The following is a 14,201-nucleotide window of genomic DNA, read 5'->3' as shown; positions in this document are numbered from 1 at the left end:
AACCTGTGGGAGCGTGGCTTGCCCGCGAAGACGGACTGTCTGGCGACGAAGATTACGCGCCGGGTATGAAATGCTTCTGCGCGGTGCCGCGGGCAATCAGGCGGGAGATGTAGTCGAGCTTCTGTGCATCCTGATCAACGAAGCGGAAGGTCAGTTGCAGCCACTCGCTGTCGGGCTTTTGCTCGTGGGCGACGATGGCGTGCAGGTAGCCGTTCAGACGGGCGGTTTCGGCGTTGTCACCCTGCTCCATGTCGAGCACGGCGCTGTCGAGTACTTGCGGCAGCGCATCGGTGCGCTTCACGACCAGCAGCGCTTCCTTGAGGCTCAAGGCCTTGATCATGCATGGCTGAATGCCGTTCGGCAGGCGCAGTTGACCTTGTCCACGACCGCCGGAGGCTGTCGCTGCGGTAACCGGAGCCTTGACTGGCGGACTGTTGAGCAGACCACGAGATGGCGCAGCAACCGGGGCGGGGGCCGCCGCGACCACTTCCGCCTTGCCGCCGGTCAACGCGCTCAAAGAATCGTTGCCGAACGCCGAGTTCATTTTGGTCGGCGCGCTGTTCATCAAGGTGTCGAGCTTGCCGACCTTGTTCAGGGCATGCTTGACCTTGGTCAGCAGTTGCTCGTTGGTGAATGGCTTGCTGACGTAGCCGGAAACCCCGGCCTGGATCGCCTGGACCACGTTCTCTTTATCGCCCCGGCTGGTCACCATCACGAACGGCATGGTCTTGAGGTTGTCCTGCTCGCGGCACCAGGTCAGCAGCTCCAGCCCGGACATTTCCGGCATTTCCCAGTCGCACAGGACCAGGTCGAACGCTTCCCGAGCCAGCAGGGACTGAGCCTTCTTGCCGTTGACCGCGTCTTCGATCCGGATCCCCGGGAAGTAGTTGCGCAAACACTTCTTCACCAGGTCACGAATGAACGACGCGTCGTCCACGACCAACACACTGACCTTACTCATCCATCACCCCTTTAAAAAATCCCGGCAAGCATACCGCTTTGCTGATGGCACATTGCCAAAAACCTCCAGTCACGCCGGGACTTTTCGTTCGCGGGTGCTGCTTTCGAATTCATAAACCACAAACAAAAACGCCCGGCCAGAAGGCCGGGCGCTTTTCTCAGGCAATCTTACTTATCGTCAGCTTTACCCGGAACATTAGCGGTTTCGCCACTTGTGCCTTCAACTTCTTCCTTCATGCGCTTGAGACCCAAGTGACGCACGTCGGTGCCACGCACCAGGTAAATCACCAGTTCAGAGATATTGCGTGCGTGGTCGCCGATCCGTTCCAGCGAACGCAGCACCCAGATAATGCTCAGAACCCGCGAAATAGAGCGCGGGTCTTCCATCATGTAGGTGGCCAGCTCGCGCAGCGCGGTTTTGTATTCGCGGTCGATGATCTTGTCGTACTGCGCCACCGACAACGCCAGGTCGGCGTCGAAGCGGGCAAAGGCGTCCAGCGCATCGCGAACCATGTTGCGGACCTGGTCGCCAATATGGCGAACCTCGACGTAACCCCGTGGGGCTTCGCCTTCTTCGCACAGCTGGATGGCGCGGCGGGCGATCTTGGTCGCTTCGTCGCCGATGCGCTCAAGGTCGATCACCGACTTGGAGATGCTGATGATCAGACGCAAGTCAGACGCGGCCGGCTGACGACGGGCCAGAATGCGCAGGCATTCTTCGTCGATGTTACGTTCCATCTGATTGATCTGGTCGTCGATCTCGCGGACCTGCTGGGCCAGGCCGGAGTCGGCCTCGATCAGCGCCGTCACCGCGTCGTTGACCTGCTTTTCCACCAGCCCGCCCATGGCCAGGAGGTGGCTGCGCACTTCCTCGAGCTCGGCGTTGAACTGCGCGGAGATGTGATGGGTAAGGCCTTCTTTACTAATCATGTTGGCGTCCTTGGAGCGTCCGGTAAGGTGCGGTGGGCCGCAGCGTCAGTTCAGTGAGCAACCACAGGCTTCCTAGCCGTAACGACCGGTGATGTAGTCTTCGGTCTGCTTCTTCGCCGGATTGGTGAACAGGGTATCGGTGTCGCCGAATTCCACCAGTTTGCCCATGTACATGAACGCCGTGTAGTCGGAAACCCGCGCGGCCTGTTGCATGTTGTGGGTCACGATGACGATGGTGAATTTCGATTTCAGTTCGTAGATCAGCTCTTCGACTTTCAGCGTCGAGATCGGGTCGAGTGCCGAGCACGGTTCGTCGAGCAGCAGCACTTCTGGCTCCACGGCGATGGTACGAGCGATTACCAGACGTTGTTGTTGACCACCGGACAGGCCGAGTGCCGATTCATGCAGACGGTCTTTGACTTCGTCCCACAGCGCCGCGCCTTTCAACGCCCACTCGACGGCTTCGTCGAGGATGCGTTTCTTGTTGATGCCCTGGATGCGCAGGCCGTAAACCACGTTCTCGTAGATGGTTTTCGGGAACGGGTTCGGCTTCTGGAACACCATGCCAACGCGACGACGCAGCTCGGCCACGTCTTCGCCCTTGCGGTAGATGTTGTTGCCGTACAGGTTGATTTCGCCTTCCACGCGGCAGCCGTCAACCAGGTCGTTCATGCGGTTGAAGGTGCGCAGCAGCGTGGACTTACCGCAGCCGGACGGGCCGATGAAGGCGGTCACGCGCTGTTTCGGGATGTTCATGCTGACGTCGTACAGCGCTTGTTTGTCGCCGTAGAACAGGCTCAGGCCTGGCACTTCGATGGCGACGGTTTCCTGCTCGAGGCTCAAGCTCTGTTTATCGCGGCCCAAGGCAGACATGTTGATGCCGTGGGTGTGTGCTTCGTGCTGCATGGGAGGCTCCCTGTGCTAACAAATTCGGTTCGGTTGGCCGCTGGCCTCACAAAATGGGCCAGCGGTATTGCCGTCCTGTAGGAGCGAGGCTTGCCCGCGAATGCGTCCTTGAAATCGCCTTCGCCGGCAAGCCTGGCTCCTACAGGAGCGGCGGTAATCAGCTGTCCAGCGCTTTGTATTTTTCGCGCAGGTGGTTACGGATATAAACGGCCGAGAGGTTGAGCGTAGCGATCACCAGCACCAGCAGCAGCGCCGTGGCGTACACCAGCGGCCGCGCGGCTTCAACGTTCGGGCTCTGGAAGCCGACGTCATAAATGTGGAAGCCCAAGTGCATGATCTTCTGGTCAAGGTGCAGGTACGGGTAGTTGCCATCCACCGGCAGCGATGGCGCCAGTTTCACCACACCCACCAGCATCAGCGGCGCCACTTCACCGGCGGCGCGAGCCACGGCGAGGATCATGCCGGTCATCATCGCCGGGCTGGCCATTGGCAGCACGATCTTCCACAAGGTTTCAGCCTTGGTTGCGCCGAGGGCCAACGAGCCTTCACGCACGGTGCGAGGAATCCGCGCCAGGCCTTCTTCGGTGGCCACGATCACCACGGGCACCGCCAGCAGCGCCAGGGTCAGGGACGCCCAGAGCAGACCCGGCGTACCGAAGGTCGGCGCCGGCAGTGCTTCAGGGAAGAACAACCGGTCAACCGAACCGCCCAGCACATAGACGAAGAAGCCCAGACCGAACACGCCGTAAACGATGGCCGGAACGCCCGCCAGGTTGTTCACCGCGATGCGGATAACACGAGTCAGCACGTTCTGCTTGGCATATTCGCGCAGATAAACCGCTGCCAATACGCCGAACGGCGTCACGATCATCGCCATGATCAGGGTCATCATCACCGTGCCGAAAATCGCCGGGAAGATCCCGCCTTCGGTGTTCGCTTCACGCGGGTCGTCACTGAGGAATTCCCACATCTTGCTGAAGTAGAAACCGATCTTGGTGAAGGTGCCCATCGCGTTCGGCTGATAAGCGTGAACCACTTTACCGATGCCGATTTCAATCTCTTTGCCGTTCGCATCGCGGGCCGTCAGGCTGTCGCGATTGAACTGGGCGTGCAGGTCGTTGAGGCGGGCTTCGATGTCTTGATAACGAGCGTTGAGCTCGGCGCGCTCGGATTCCATGTCCGCTTGTGCGGTGGCATCGAGTTGGCCAGCCAGTTCCAGTTTACGGCCGTGCAGACGGACGCGTTCAAGACCGGCGTTGATCGCGCCGATGTCGGTTTTTTCCAGGCTCTTGAGCTGTGCCGCGAGTTTGTTGACGCGATCGACACGGGCCTGCAACTCAGGCCACGCCGCCTCGCCTTCAGCGATGACCTTGCCGTCCTGCTTGACGTTGACCAGGTAGCCGTAGAAGTTGCCCCACTCGCGACGCTCAATGGTCATCAGCTCGGGCGGGGTTTTCTGGTTGGTCAGCCACTCGCCGACAATCCAGGTGAAGTCGGTACCGTTCAGATCACGGTTGCCGACCTTGATCAGCTCACGGGTCATGAACTCCGGGCCTTGGTCGGGCACCGGCAGGCCAGCACTTTTCAGGCGCTCGCGCGGCACTTCTTCTTTCTGCACCACTTCGCCGATGACGAGGTGGTTGGCCAGGCCCGGTACGTCGTAACTGGCGTGCATCAGGTCCGCCGGCCAGAAGTGGCCCAGACCGCGCACGGCAATCACTGCCAGCAAGCCAATGGTCATGATGACCGCGATGGACACCGCGCCACCGCTGATCCAGACGCCGGGGGCGCCGCTCTTGAACCATCCATTCAGGGAGTTCTGTTTCACAGACTTCTACCTTTCTTAAAGCGACGAGTATTTCTTGCGCAGACGCTGACGAATCAGTTCCGCGAGGGTGTTCATGACGAAGGTGAACAGCAGCAGCACCAGCGCCGAGAGGAATAGCACGCGGTAGTGGCTGCCGCCGACTTCCGATTCGGGCATTTCCACTGCGACGTTGGCGGCCAGGGTGCGCAGGCCTTCGAACAGGTTCATTTCCATGACCGGGGTGTTACCGGTAGCCATCAGCACGATCATGGTTTCACCGACCGCACGGCCCATGCCGATCATCAACGCCGAGAAGATGCCCGGGCTGGCGGTGAGGATCACCACCCGCGTCATGGTCTGCCACGGCGTGGCACCGAGGGCCAGGGAACCGAGGGTCAAACCGCGAGGCACGCTGAACACGGCGTCTTCGGCGATGGAGTAGATGTTCGGGATCACCGCGAAGCCCATGGCCAGGCCGACCACCAGTGCGTTGCGCTGGTCGTAGGTGATGCCCAGGTCGTGGGAGATCCACATGCGCATGTCGCCGCCGAAGAACCAGGTTTCCATGTACGGGCTCATGTACAGCGACAGCCAGCCCACGAACAGGATCACCGGAATCAGAATCGCGCTTTCCCAACCGTCTGGCACTTTCAGGCGGATGGACTCAGGCAGGCGGCTGAAGACGAAACCGGCCACCAGAATGCCAATCGGCAGGAGCATCAGCAGGCTGAAGATGCCCGGCAAATGTCCTTCCACATACGGTGCGAGGAACAGGCCGGCGAAGAAGCCGAGAATGACCGTCGGCATCGCTTCCATCAATTCGATGACCGGTTTGACCTTGCGGCGCATGCCCGGGGCCATGAAGTACGCGGTATAAATCGCAGCAGCGACGGCCAGTGGTGCGGCCAGCAGCATGGCGTAGAACGCAGCTTTCAGGGTGCCGAAGGTCAGCGGAGACAGGCTCAGCTTGGGTTCGAAGTCGGTGTTGGCGGCGGTCGACTGCCAGACGTATTTAGGCTCGTCGTAGTTCTCGTACCAGACCTTGCTCCATAACGCGCTCCAGGAAACTTCCGGGTGCGGGTTGTCGAGCAGCAGCGGTTGAATCTTGCCGCCCGCCTCCACGATCACGCGGTTGGCCCGTGGCGACAGGCCGAAAATGCCTTGGCCATCGACCACCTGATCCACCAGCAAGGTGCGGTGGGCGGTGCTGTGGAACACGCCGAGCTTGCCGGAGGCGTCGAGGGCGATAAAGCCTTTGCGACGCTCTTCGGCGGTAATTTCAACGATCGGCGTTGTGCCCATCTGGAAGGTACGGATCTGCTTCAGACGCAGTTCGCCATCGTGGTCGCGGGCCATGAACCATTGGGCCAGACCACCTTTGGAGTCGCCGAGGATCAGCGAGATACCGCCCACCAGTTGAGTACTGGCAGTGATCTGGGCTTCACCGTCTTCAAGCAGTTTGTAGCGACCGTTGAGGCTCTTGTCGCGCAGGCTGAACACGTCGGCCTGGGCGCGACCATTAATCACGTACAGCCATTGCTGGCGCGGGTCGACAAAGATGTTCTTCACCGGCTCGGTCATCTGCGGCAGATCGATGCGCTTCTGCTCGTTGGTGACTTCGCCGGTCATCATGTTTTCTTCGCTGGTCAGCGACAAGACATTGAGTTGCGAACCGGTGGAACCGACCAGCATCAGCGTCGTATCGGTCGCGTTGAGGCTGACGTGCTCAAGCGCACCGCCCACCTCGTTCAGCGCAATCGGCGTTTCGCCGTACGGGTACTCGACGGCCGGCGAGATGGTTTTCTTGCCATCCGGGTAGCTGACTTTATAGGTATGACGGAACACCAGCGCCTGACCATTGGACAGACCTACCGCCACCAGCGGATGGCCCGGCTGGTCTTCGCCGATGGAGGTCACGGTGGTGCCGGCCGGGATCGGCAGATCGACGCGCTTGAGTTCAGCGCCACTGTCGATGTCGAAGAACAGCGCCTGGCCCTTGTCGGAAACCCGCATGGCGACCTGGTTCTGTTCTTCCAGGGAGATCATCAGCGGCTTGCCGGCGTCTTGTATCCAGGCGGGCGTGATGGCGTCCTTGGCGGTCAGGTCGGCGCCCTGAAACAGGGGCGCGACGACGTAAGCGAGGAAGAAGAAGATCAACGTGATCGCGCCGAGAACGGCGAGACCGCCAACGAGGACGTACCAGCGGGTCAGGCGATCTTTGAGCGCGCGTATACGGCGCTTGCGTTGCAGCTCAGGCGTATTGAAGTCAATTCGCTTGGGGGGATTGGTAGTCATGGTGGAATTGGCCAGATCAGTCATGCGCACACCCTAGCGATCCTGTATGACAGAAAGATGACAATGCAGTGACGCAACAAATCCGCCGCCAGCGGGAACTGGCAGTGGATCAAAAATTTGGGGGGGTGTAGGAGCTGTCGAGGGAACCGAGGCTGCGATCTTTTGATCTTGCAGTTGGAAGCCAGATCAAAAGATCGCAGCCTCGTTTCACTCGACAGCTCCTACAGGTCCGGGGTTTACCCCGGACCTAGGGTTTTACTTTTTTGCGACTTCAGCGCCACCTTCCGCCAGACCCAGGTCAGCCAGTGCTTTTGCAGCAACCTTGGCCGGCAGTGGGATGTAACCGTCTTTCACTACAACTTCCTGGCCCTGTTTAGACAGAACCAGTTTCACGAACTCAGCTTCCAGCGGGGCCAGAGGCTTGTTCGGGGCTTTGTTGACGTAAACGTAGAGGAAACGCGACAGCGGGTACTTACCGTTCAGGGCGTTTTCTTCGGTGTCTTCGATGAAGTCAGTGCTGCCTTTCTTGGCCAGTGCCACTGTCTTCACGCTAGCGGTTTTGTAGCCAATGCCCGAATAACCGATGCCGTTCAGCGAGGAGCTGATCGACTGCACGACCGAAGCCGAGCCTGGTTGCTCGTTGACGTTTGGCTTGTAGTCGCCTTTGCACAAGGCTTCTTCTTTGAAGTAGCCGTAGGTGCCGGATACCGAGTTACGGCCGAACAGTTGAACCGGCTTGTTGGCCAGGTCGCCGGTCACACCCAGGTCACCCCAGGTTTTAACGTCGGCTTTGGCGCCGCACAGACGAGTCGAGGAGAAGATCGCGTCGACTTGTTCCATGGTCAGGTGCTGGATCGGGTTGTCTTTGTGGACGAAGACAGCCAGGGCGTCCACGGCAACCGGGATAGCGGTTGGCTTGTAGCCGTACTTCTGCTCGAAGGCAGCCAGTTCGGTGTCCTTCATCTTGCGGCTCATCGGGCCCAGGTTAGAGGTGCCTTCAGTCAGCGCAGGTGGCGCAGTGGCGGAGCCAGCGGCCTGAATCTGGATGTTTACGTTCGGGTATTCTTTTTTGTAGTTCTCAGCCCACAGGGTCATGAGGTTGGCCAGGGTATCGGAGCCGACGCTGGACAGGTTGCCCGACACACCAGTGGTCTTGGTGTAGCTCGGGATCGACGGGTCAACAGCGGCGAACGCGTTGGCAGTCGCAACGCCAGCAGCGACAAAAGTCATTGCCGCCATCAAACGCTTCAGTTTCATGCCTTACTCCTAGCAGATAGGGTGTGTTAAGTCGGGGCCAAGTATCAGCAGGCCGTGTGAACACTCTATGGCTGAAATATGACAATTGGATGAAAGGCCAGCATCTAGCGTTTTTGAAGGGATACCGCGTTAACGTTCTTCGCGGGCAAGCCTCGCTCCTACAGGATTTGCGCTGACCTGTAGGAGCGAGGCTTGCCCGCGAAGGCGTCAGTCTTAGCGCCCCTTCTTCCAAAGATAAGCACCCACCAGAATCCCGACACCACAAATGATCGCTACGTAGTAGGCAGGCCCCATCGGGCTTTCCTTGAGCAGCAAAGTGACGACCATCGGGGTCAATCCGCCGAATATCGCGTAGGCCAGGTTGTAGGAAAACGACAGCCCGCTGAAGCGCACCACCGCCGGGAAGGCTTTGACCATCACGTACGGCACCGCACCGATGGTGCCGACCAGGAAGCCGGTCAAGGCGTACATCGGGAACAGCCAGTCAGGGTGGTTGAACAGGCTGTGGTAGAAGGTCCACGAGCTGATCAGCAGCAGGGCACTGCCGAACACAAATACCCGGCCGGCACCCAATCGGTCAGCCAGTGCACCGGAGGCGACGCAGCCCAGGCTCAGAAACACGATCGCCAGGCTGTTGGCCTGCAACGCGGTGGTTGGCGAGAAGTGGTAGACGGTCTGCAGCACGGTCGGGGTCATCAGAATGACCACGATGATGCCGGCGGACAGCAGCCAGGTCAGCAGCATGGAAATCAGGATCGCCCCGCGATGGTCACGCAACACGGCGCGCAGCGGCACTTCTTCAGCCAGGGCCTTGCGCAGTTGCAGCTCGGCGAACACCGGCGTCTCGTGCAACCAGCGGCGCAGGTAAACCGAGAACAGGCCGAACACGCCACCCAGCAGGAACGGAATCCGCCAGGCGTAATCCGACACTTCCACCGGGGTGTAAATGCTGTTGATCGCGGTGGCGACCAGCGACCCCAGCAGGATGCCAGCCGTCAGACCGCTGGTCAGGGTGCCGCAGGCGTAGCCGATATGACGCTGCGGTACGTGTTCGGAAACGAATACCCACGCGCCCGGCACTTCACCGCCAATCGCCGCGCCCTGAATCACCCGCATCAGCAGCAACAGGATCGGCGCCCACATGCCGATCTGCGCATAAGTCGGCAGCAAACCCATGATCAGGGTCGGCACCGCCATCATGAAAATGCTCAGGGTGAACATCTTCTTGCGTCCCAGCAGGTCGCCGAAGTGCGCCATGACGATGCCACCCAGTGGCCGCGCCAGGTAGCCGGCGGCAAAGATCCCGAAAGTCTGCATCAAGCGCAGCCACTCGGGCATATCGGCCGGGAAGAACAGCTTGCCCACCACCGTGGCGAAGAACACGAAAATGATGAAGTCGTAAAACTCCAGCGCGCCGCCCAGGGCGGACAGCGATAAAGTCTTGTAGTCGTTGCGGGTCAGCGGACGTGCAGACTGGGTGGGCTGCGCGATGCTTGAGGGCGCGGTGGTCATGGCAAGGCTTCTCTTATAGTCGGATCTGCAACCCCAACAACGCTGGCGGAGGCTTGGGCAGGTCCGGCACGATAGCAAATTGTTCGAAAAAGCACATAGAGGTGCGTATTTGACGGTCAAAATGAGAACCGGACGGTCGTCTCGGAGTCTACCGACCGATATACTCGCAATCCTGCACCTGCTTGTAAGGGGTTGCTGTGCGAAAACGTCGTTGGCACACGTCAGCCGATTTCGCAGAGTTTCCCTTTAGGCGCCTTACGAAAAACGTGACGAACGTAGTATGTTCGGGGCTGAATCGTTTTTCCAGGACGGCTATTCACCCGCAACACACTGAAGAGTCACGGGTCAGAGGCACCCCCGGCATGATAGAGCTCGAACAAGAAGATCCAATCCCGCAAGGCGACCTTGCCCTGCAAATTACCGCGCTCCCTCGCGAAACCAACGGCTTTGGCGATATTTTCGGCGGTTGGCTGGTGTCGCAGATGGATTTGGCCGGCACCGCAATGGCCAGCAAAGTCGCGGGGGGTCGCGTGGCCACGGTTGCGATCGATCGCATGGCGTTTCTGGTTCCGGTAGCGGTGGGCGCCCAGCTCTCCTTCTATACCCAGGCGCTGGAAATCGGCCGCAGCTCGATTCAGATGATGGTCGAAGTCTGGAGTGACGATCCGCTGTCCAGCGAATGGCGTAAAGTCACCGAAGCCGTGTTTGTGTTCGTCGCCATCGATGGCAGCGGCCGCACCCGTTCGGTTCCGCCACGCGCGCGTTAAACACTGCGACCTTTTTGTGGTCCATAGCAGTCATTGTTCCTGATCGAGAGTTGCCCCATGAGCACGCCCAACGTTGAAGCCGTGAAACTGGATGAACTGAACTGCTGGCGCATCCGCCACGGTCAGGCCGAATTGCTGGTCGCCCAGCAAGGCGCGCACATCCTCAGTTATCAATTGGCCGGTCAACCGCCGCTGATCTGGCTCAACGACGAGGCCGTGTTCAAGACCGGCAAGAGCATCCGCGCTGGCGTGCCCGTGTGCTGGCCGTGGTTCGGAAATTTCCCGCGCAACCCGCAAAGCGTCCAGGCGATGCGCGTCAGCAACGAACCGCCGACCGCCCACGGTTTTGTACGGGCGATGGATTGGGAACTGGGCGGTATCGAAACCGAGGGCGAAAGCCTGAAGGTGGAATTCGTCCTGCCCTACCCCGAAGGCGGCTTCCCTGGCTGGCCGCATCAGGTGGACTTGAAGCTGAGCATTCGTCTGGATGAGCAACTGCACATCAGCCTGACCAGCCACAACCAAGGCACTGACAACGTCACCATCAGCCAGGCGCTGCACAGCTATTTCGCGGTCAGCGATGTACGCAATGTGCATGTCGAAGGGCTGGATGGCTTGAGTTACATCGAAACCCTGGACGACTGGAAAACCGTCACTCAGATCGGCGATCTGCGTTTTGTCGGCGAGACCGATCGTATCTATCTCAATACCCCGGCGAAGCTGAGCATTGTCGATCCGGCCTGGGAACGGCGCATCGAGCTGACCAGCAGCGGCTCACGCTCGGCGGTGATCTGGAATCCGTGGATTGAACGCGCTGCGGCGTTCAGCGACATGGCCGACGATGGCTGGCAGCGCATGCTTTGCATTGAAACGGCGAATGTGATGGATGATGTGGTGACGCTGGCGCCGGGTGCGAGTCATACCCTGGGTGTCAGCATCGGCAGCAAGTCGCTTTAAAAGCTTCGCGGGCAAGCCTCGCTCCTACAGGACGGTGAATAATTGTAGGAGCGAGGCTTGCCCGCGATTGGTTTTATCTGACGCTTACAAATCCGACTCTTTGACCACCCGCACTTTCGCCGCATCCAGCGCATACGCAGCATCCGCAAGGTCGTTGTTGACCTTCTCGATCTTCAGCGTGCCGGTCACCCACAGCGGCGTGTAGATATCATTCAGCTTCAAGCCTTTTGGATAACGCACCAACACCAGTTGATTAGGCGGTGGTGGCGGCACGTGGATGCAGGCGCCCGGATACGGCACGAGGAAGAACAGCGTGCTGCGGCCCTTGGCGTCGGACTCCAGCGGCACCGGATAGCCACCGATGCGGATGTTCTTGTTGTTCATCGACGGCACGGTTTTGGTCGAATACATCACCGCCGGCAAGCCCTTGCTCTGCTTCATGCCACCCTTTTGGGTAAAGGTGCCATTGGCTTCGGGGGAGTTGTGGTCGATTTCGGGCATGGCTTCGAGGGCTTTCTGGTCCGACTTGGGCATCAATTCGAGCCAGTCGGTTTCCGGCAGTTCGCCGGCGTGGGCAAGGCCCGTACCCAGTAAAAGAAGAGTGAATAGAAGACGGCGCATGGAGGTGCTCGGCAAAGGAGAGGACAGTGCAACGCCGAGCATTCTAGCCCTCTCTGCGTGCGACGCAGAGGGGGCTTTGTCGCTTTGAATCAGTTCTTTTTGATCAAGCCGTAGATCACCAGCAATACCACCGCGCCGACCAGCGCACCGATGAAGCCTGCGCCTTCGCCCGCGTGGTAGATGCCCAGAGCCTGGCCGCCGTAAGTGGCCGCCAGCGAACCGCCGATACCGAGCAGGATGGTCATGATCCAGCCCATGCTGTCATCGCCCGGTTTCAGGAACCGAGCCAGCAGGCCGACGATCAAGCCGATAAAGATGGTTCCAATAATTCCCATGGCATTTCCCTCTGATTGGTTTGGCTATGCGAAAGCCTAGTCAGACTTTGGCATCCTGCCATCAGAGAACGGCGGACCTTGAATGGTTCCGCCGCTGCCACATGAAACTATTCGGCGATGAGCGCTTCGACCTTGAGGATCTGCTGCTCCAGCGTGGCCTTGTCGGCGCAGCGCAGATTGGCGTGACCGACCTTGCGACCGACCTTGAACGCCTTGCCATAGTGATGCAGGTGGCAATCGGCAATGGCCAGGACTTTCTCGGTGTCCGGCACTTTACCGATGAAGTTGAGCATTGCGCTTTCACCGACCTTGGCCGTCGAACCCAGTGGCAGACCGGCAACGGCCCGCAGGTGGTTTTCGAACTGGCTGCACTCGGCGCCTTCAGTGGTCCAGTGACCCGAGTTGTGGACCCGCGGGGCAATCTCGTTGGCCTTGAGGCCACCGTCGACTTCGAAGAACTCGAACGCCATCACGCCAACGTAATTCAGCTGCTTGAGCACGCGACTGGAATAGTCTTGCGCCAAGGCTTGCAGCGGATGGTCGGTGCTGGCCACGGACAGCTTGAGGATGCCGCTGTCGTGGGTGTTGTGAACCAGCGGATAAAACTTGGTCTCACCATCGCGAGCGCGCACGGCGATCAACGAGACTTCGCCGGTGAACGGCACGAAACCTTCCAGCAGGCAGGCCACGCTGCCCAGTTCGGCGAACGTGCCGGCCACGTCTTCAGGCTTGCGCAGAACCTTCTGGCCCTTGCCGTCGTAACCCAGGGTGCGGGTTTTCAGCACGGCCGGCAGACCGATGGAAGCAACCGCAGCGTCCAGATCGGCTTGCGATTGAATATCGGCGAACGCCGGGGTGGGAATCCCCAGGTCCTTGAACATGCTTTTTTCGAACCAGCGATCACGGGCGATGCGCAGGGCTTCGGCGCTCGGGTAGACCGGGACGAATTGTGACAGGAAGGCCACGGTTTCGGCCGGGACGCTCTCGAACTCGAAGGTCACCAGATCGACTTCATCGGCCAGCTGACGCAGGTGGTCCTGATCGCCGTAATCGGCCCGCAGGTGCTCGCCCAACGCGGCTGCGCAAGCATCCGGTGCCGGGTCCAGGAAAGCGAAGTTCATGCCCAGCGGAGTGCCCGCCAGGGCCAACATGCGACCCAACTGGCCGCCACCGATTACACCGATCTTCATCGTCAACAACCTCAGGCGATGCGTGGGTCTGGATTGTCCAGGACGCTGTCTGTCTGCTCAGCACGGAAAGTTTTCAGCACCGCGTGGAACTGCGGGTGCTTGGCGCCGAGGATACTCGCCGAGAGCAACGCTGCGTTGATCGCGCCAGCCTTGCCGATGGCCAGGGTGGCGACCGGGATGCCCGCGGGCATCTGCACGATAGACAGCAGCGAATCGACGCCCGACAGCATCGACGACTGCACCGGTACGCCCAGTACCGGCAGGTGGGTCTTGGCCGCACACATACCTGGCAAGTGGGCTGCGCCGCCGGCACCGGCGATGATCACCTCGATGCCACGCGCCTCAGCCTCTTCGGCATACTGGAAGAGCAGGTCCGGGGTGCGGTGGGCAGAGACCACTTTCACCTCGTAAGGGATGCCGAGCTTTTCCAGCATATCGGCGGTGTGGCTAAGGGTGGACCAATCGGACTTGGAGCCCATGATCACGCCAACCAGTGCACTCATCGTCGTGCCTCTTCTCTCTGGGCGCCCGCAGGCGCGTCAAAAAACAACAAGCCACGCAAAATGCGTGGCTTGATTGTACGAATTATGGCCGGGCGAACCGGCCGAAGGCCGCGCAGTATACCTCAATGAAGCAGATAAACAGCCCCCCATACGACCATCTG

The 14,201-nt window shown here is 59.9% G+C and carries 13 protein-coding genes; 2 read left to right on the top strand and 11 right to left on the bottom strand.

Translation table 11 applies throughout. The features are described from left to right. Positions 1-52: 52 nt before the first annotated feature. From ACYZT5_RS24990 to ACYZT5_RS24960, 7 genes are all read right to left on the bottom strand, one after another. The gene (locus ACYZT5_RS24990; protein WP_462047850.1) at positions 53-961 is read right to left on the bottom strand and encodes a response regulator; all 909 of its coding nucleotides are present in this window, start codon (positions 959-961) and stop codon (positions 53-55) included. A 167-nt stretch (positions 962-1,128) separates the two neighbouring features. Next, complete coding sequence (gene phoU, locus ACYZT5_RS24985; RefSeq protein WP_008150055.1) at positions 1,129-1,890, bottom strand: phosphate signaling complex protein PhoU; 762 nt, start codon at positions 1,888-1,890, stop codon at positions 1,129-1,131. A gap of 72 nt (positions 1,891-1,962) precedes the next feature. Beyond that, positions 1,963-2,796, bottom strand: coding sequence for a phosphate ABC transporter ATP-binding protein PstB (pstB, locus tag ACYZT5_RS24980; protein WP_033059285.1), 834 nt, complete (start codon positions 2,794-2,796; stop codon positions 1,963-1,965). A 157-nt stretch (positions 2,797-2,953) separates the two neighbouring features. After that, positions 2,954-4,624 carry a phosphate ABC transporter permease PstA gene (gene pstA / locus ACYZT5_RS24975; protein WP_462047849.1) on the bottom strand — a complete coding sequence of 557 codons (1,671 nt, stop codon included), beginning with the start codon at positions 4,622-4,624 and terminating at the stop codon, positions 2,954-2,956. A gap of 15 nt (positions 4,625-4,639) precedes the next feature. Next, positions 4,640-6,673: an ABC transporter permease subunit gene (locus tag ACYZT5_RS24970; RefSeq protein ID WP_462052304.1), complete on the bottom strand. Its 2,034-nt coding sequence runs from the start codon at positions 6,671-6,673 to the stop codon at positions 4,640-4,642. Between the two features lie 480 nt (positions 6,674-7,153). Next, positions 7,154-8,155 (bottom strand): phosphate ABC transporter substrate-binding protein PstS, encoded by a 1,002-nt coding sequence (locus ACYZT5_RS24965; protein ID WP_462047848.1) that lies wholly within the window; start codon positions 8,153-8,155, stop codon positions 7,154-7,156. A 213-nt stretch (positions 8,156-8,368) separates the two neighbouring features. Next, positions 8,369-9,667 (bottom strand): MFS transporter, encoded by a 1,299-nt coding sequence (locus tag ACYZT5_RS24960; RefSeq protein WP_462047847.1) that lies wholly within the window; start codon positions 9,665-9,667, stop codon positions 8,369-8,371. Between the two features lie 362 nt (positions 9,668-10,029). Between ACYZT5_RS24960 and ACYZT5_RS24955 the strand changes: the two genes are divergently transcribed. Together ACYZT5_RS24955 and ACYZT5_RS24950 are read left to right on the top strand one after the other, a co-directional pair. Beyond that, a complete protein-coding gene (locus ACYZT5_RS24955) occupies positions 10,030-10,434 on the top strand; it encodes an acyl-CoA thioesterase (RefSeq protein WP_003177184.1) in 405 nt (134 codons plus the stop codon). A 57-nt stretch (positions 10,435-10,491) separates the two neighbouring features. Beyond that, positions 10,492-11,391 (top strand): D-hexose-6-phosphate mutarotase, encoded by a 900-nt coding sequence (locus tag ACYZT5_RS24950; protein WP_462047846.1) that lies wholly within the window; start codon positions 10,492-10,494, stop codon positions 11,389-11,391. Positions 11,392-11,475: 84 nt separating this feature from the next. Here ACYZT5_RS24950 and ACYZT5_RS24945 read toward each other — a convergent pair whose 3' ends face one another. The 4 genes from ACYZT5_RS24945 to purE all read right to left on the bottom strand — a co-directional run bounded on the left by ACYZT5_RS24945 (position 11,476) and on the right by purE (position 14,040). Further along, a complete protein-coding gene (locus ACYZT5_RS24945; RefSeq protein WP_462047845.1) occupies positions 11,476-12,012 on the bottom strand; it encodes a DUF3299 domain-containing protein in 537 nt (178 codons plus the stop codon). 89 nt (positions 12,013-12,101) lie between these two features. After that, positions 12,102-12,347, bottom strand: coding sequence for a GlsB/YeaQ/YmgE family stress response membrane protein (locus tag ACYZT5_RS24940; protein WP_027926291.1), 246 nt, complete (start codon positions 12,345-12,347; stop codon positions 12,102-12,104). Between the two features lie 107 nt (positions 12,348-12,454). Then, positions 12,455-13,537 carry a 5-(carboxyamino)imidazole ribonucleotide synthase gene (locus ACYZT5_RS24935; RefSeq protein WP_462047844.1) on the bottom strand — a complete coding sequence of 361 codons (1,083 nt, stop codon included), beginning with the start codon at positions 13,535-13,537 and terminating at the stop codon, positions 12,455-12,457. A gap of 11 nt (positions 13,538-13,548) precedes the next feature. Beyond that, entirely contained in the window at positions 13,549-14,040 is a 492-nt protein-coding gene (purE, locus tag ACYZT5_RS24930; protein WP_019694319.1) for a 5-(carboxyamino)imidazole ribonucleotide mutase, read from the bottom strand. Positions 14,041-14,201: the final 161 nt, after the last annotated feature.

Source organism: Pseudomonas sp. LB3P14, assembly GCF_054898045.1.
Note: the sequence above shows the minus strand (reverse complement) of the source record. Positions and strands in the feature narration are given on the sequence as shown.

Bases quoted from the DNA above. Each gene is read 5' to 3' on its own strand.
- ACYZT5_RS24990 (WP_462047850.1), bottom strand. From the start codon at position 961: ATGAGTAAGGTCAGTGTGTTGGTCGTGGACGACGCGTCGTTCATTCGT.
- phoU (WP_008150055.1), bottom strand. From the start codon at position 1,890: ATGATTAGTAAAGAAGGCCTTACCCATCACATCTCCGCGCAGTTCAAC.
- pstB (WP_033059285.1), bottom strand. From the start codon at position 2,796: ATGCAGCACGAAGCACACACCCACGGCATCAACATGTCTGCCTTGGGC.
- ACYZT5_RS24965 (WP_462047848.1), bottom strand. From the start codon at position 8,155: ATGAAACTGAAGCGTTTGATGGCGGCAATGACTTTTGTCGCTGCTGGC.
- ACYZT5_RS24960 (WP_462047847.1), bottom strand. From the start codon at position 9,667: ATGACCACCGCGCCCTCAAGCATCGCGCAGCCCACCCAGTCTGCACGT.
- ACYZT5_RS24955 (WP_003177184.1), top strand. From the start codon at position 10,030: ATGATAGAGCTCGAACAAGAAGATCCAATCCCGCAAGGCGACCTTGCC.
- ACYZT5_RS24950 (WP_462047846.1), top strand. From the start codon at position 10,492: ATGAGCACGCCCAACGTTGAAGCCGTGAAACTGGATGAACTGAACTGC.
- ACYZT5_RS24945 (WP_462047845.1), bottom strand. From the start codon at position 12,012: ATGCGCCGTCTTCTATTCACTCTTCTTTTACTGGGTACGGGCCTTGCC.
- ACYZT5_RS24940 (WP_027926291.1), bottom strand. From the start codon at position 12,347: ATGGGAATTATTGGAACCATCTTTATCGGCTTGATCGTCGGCCTGCTG.
- ACYZT5_RS24935 (WP_462047844.1), bottom strand. From the start codon at position 13,537: ATGAAGATCGGTGTAATCGGTGGCGGCCAGTTGGGTCGCATGTTGGCC.
- purE (WP_019694319.1), bottom strand. From the start codon at position 14,040: ATGAGTGCACTGGTTGGCGTGATCATGGGCTCCAAGTCCGATTGGTCC.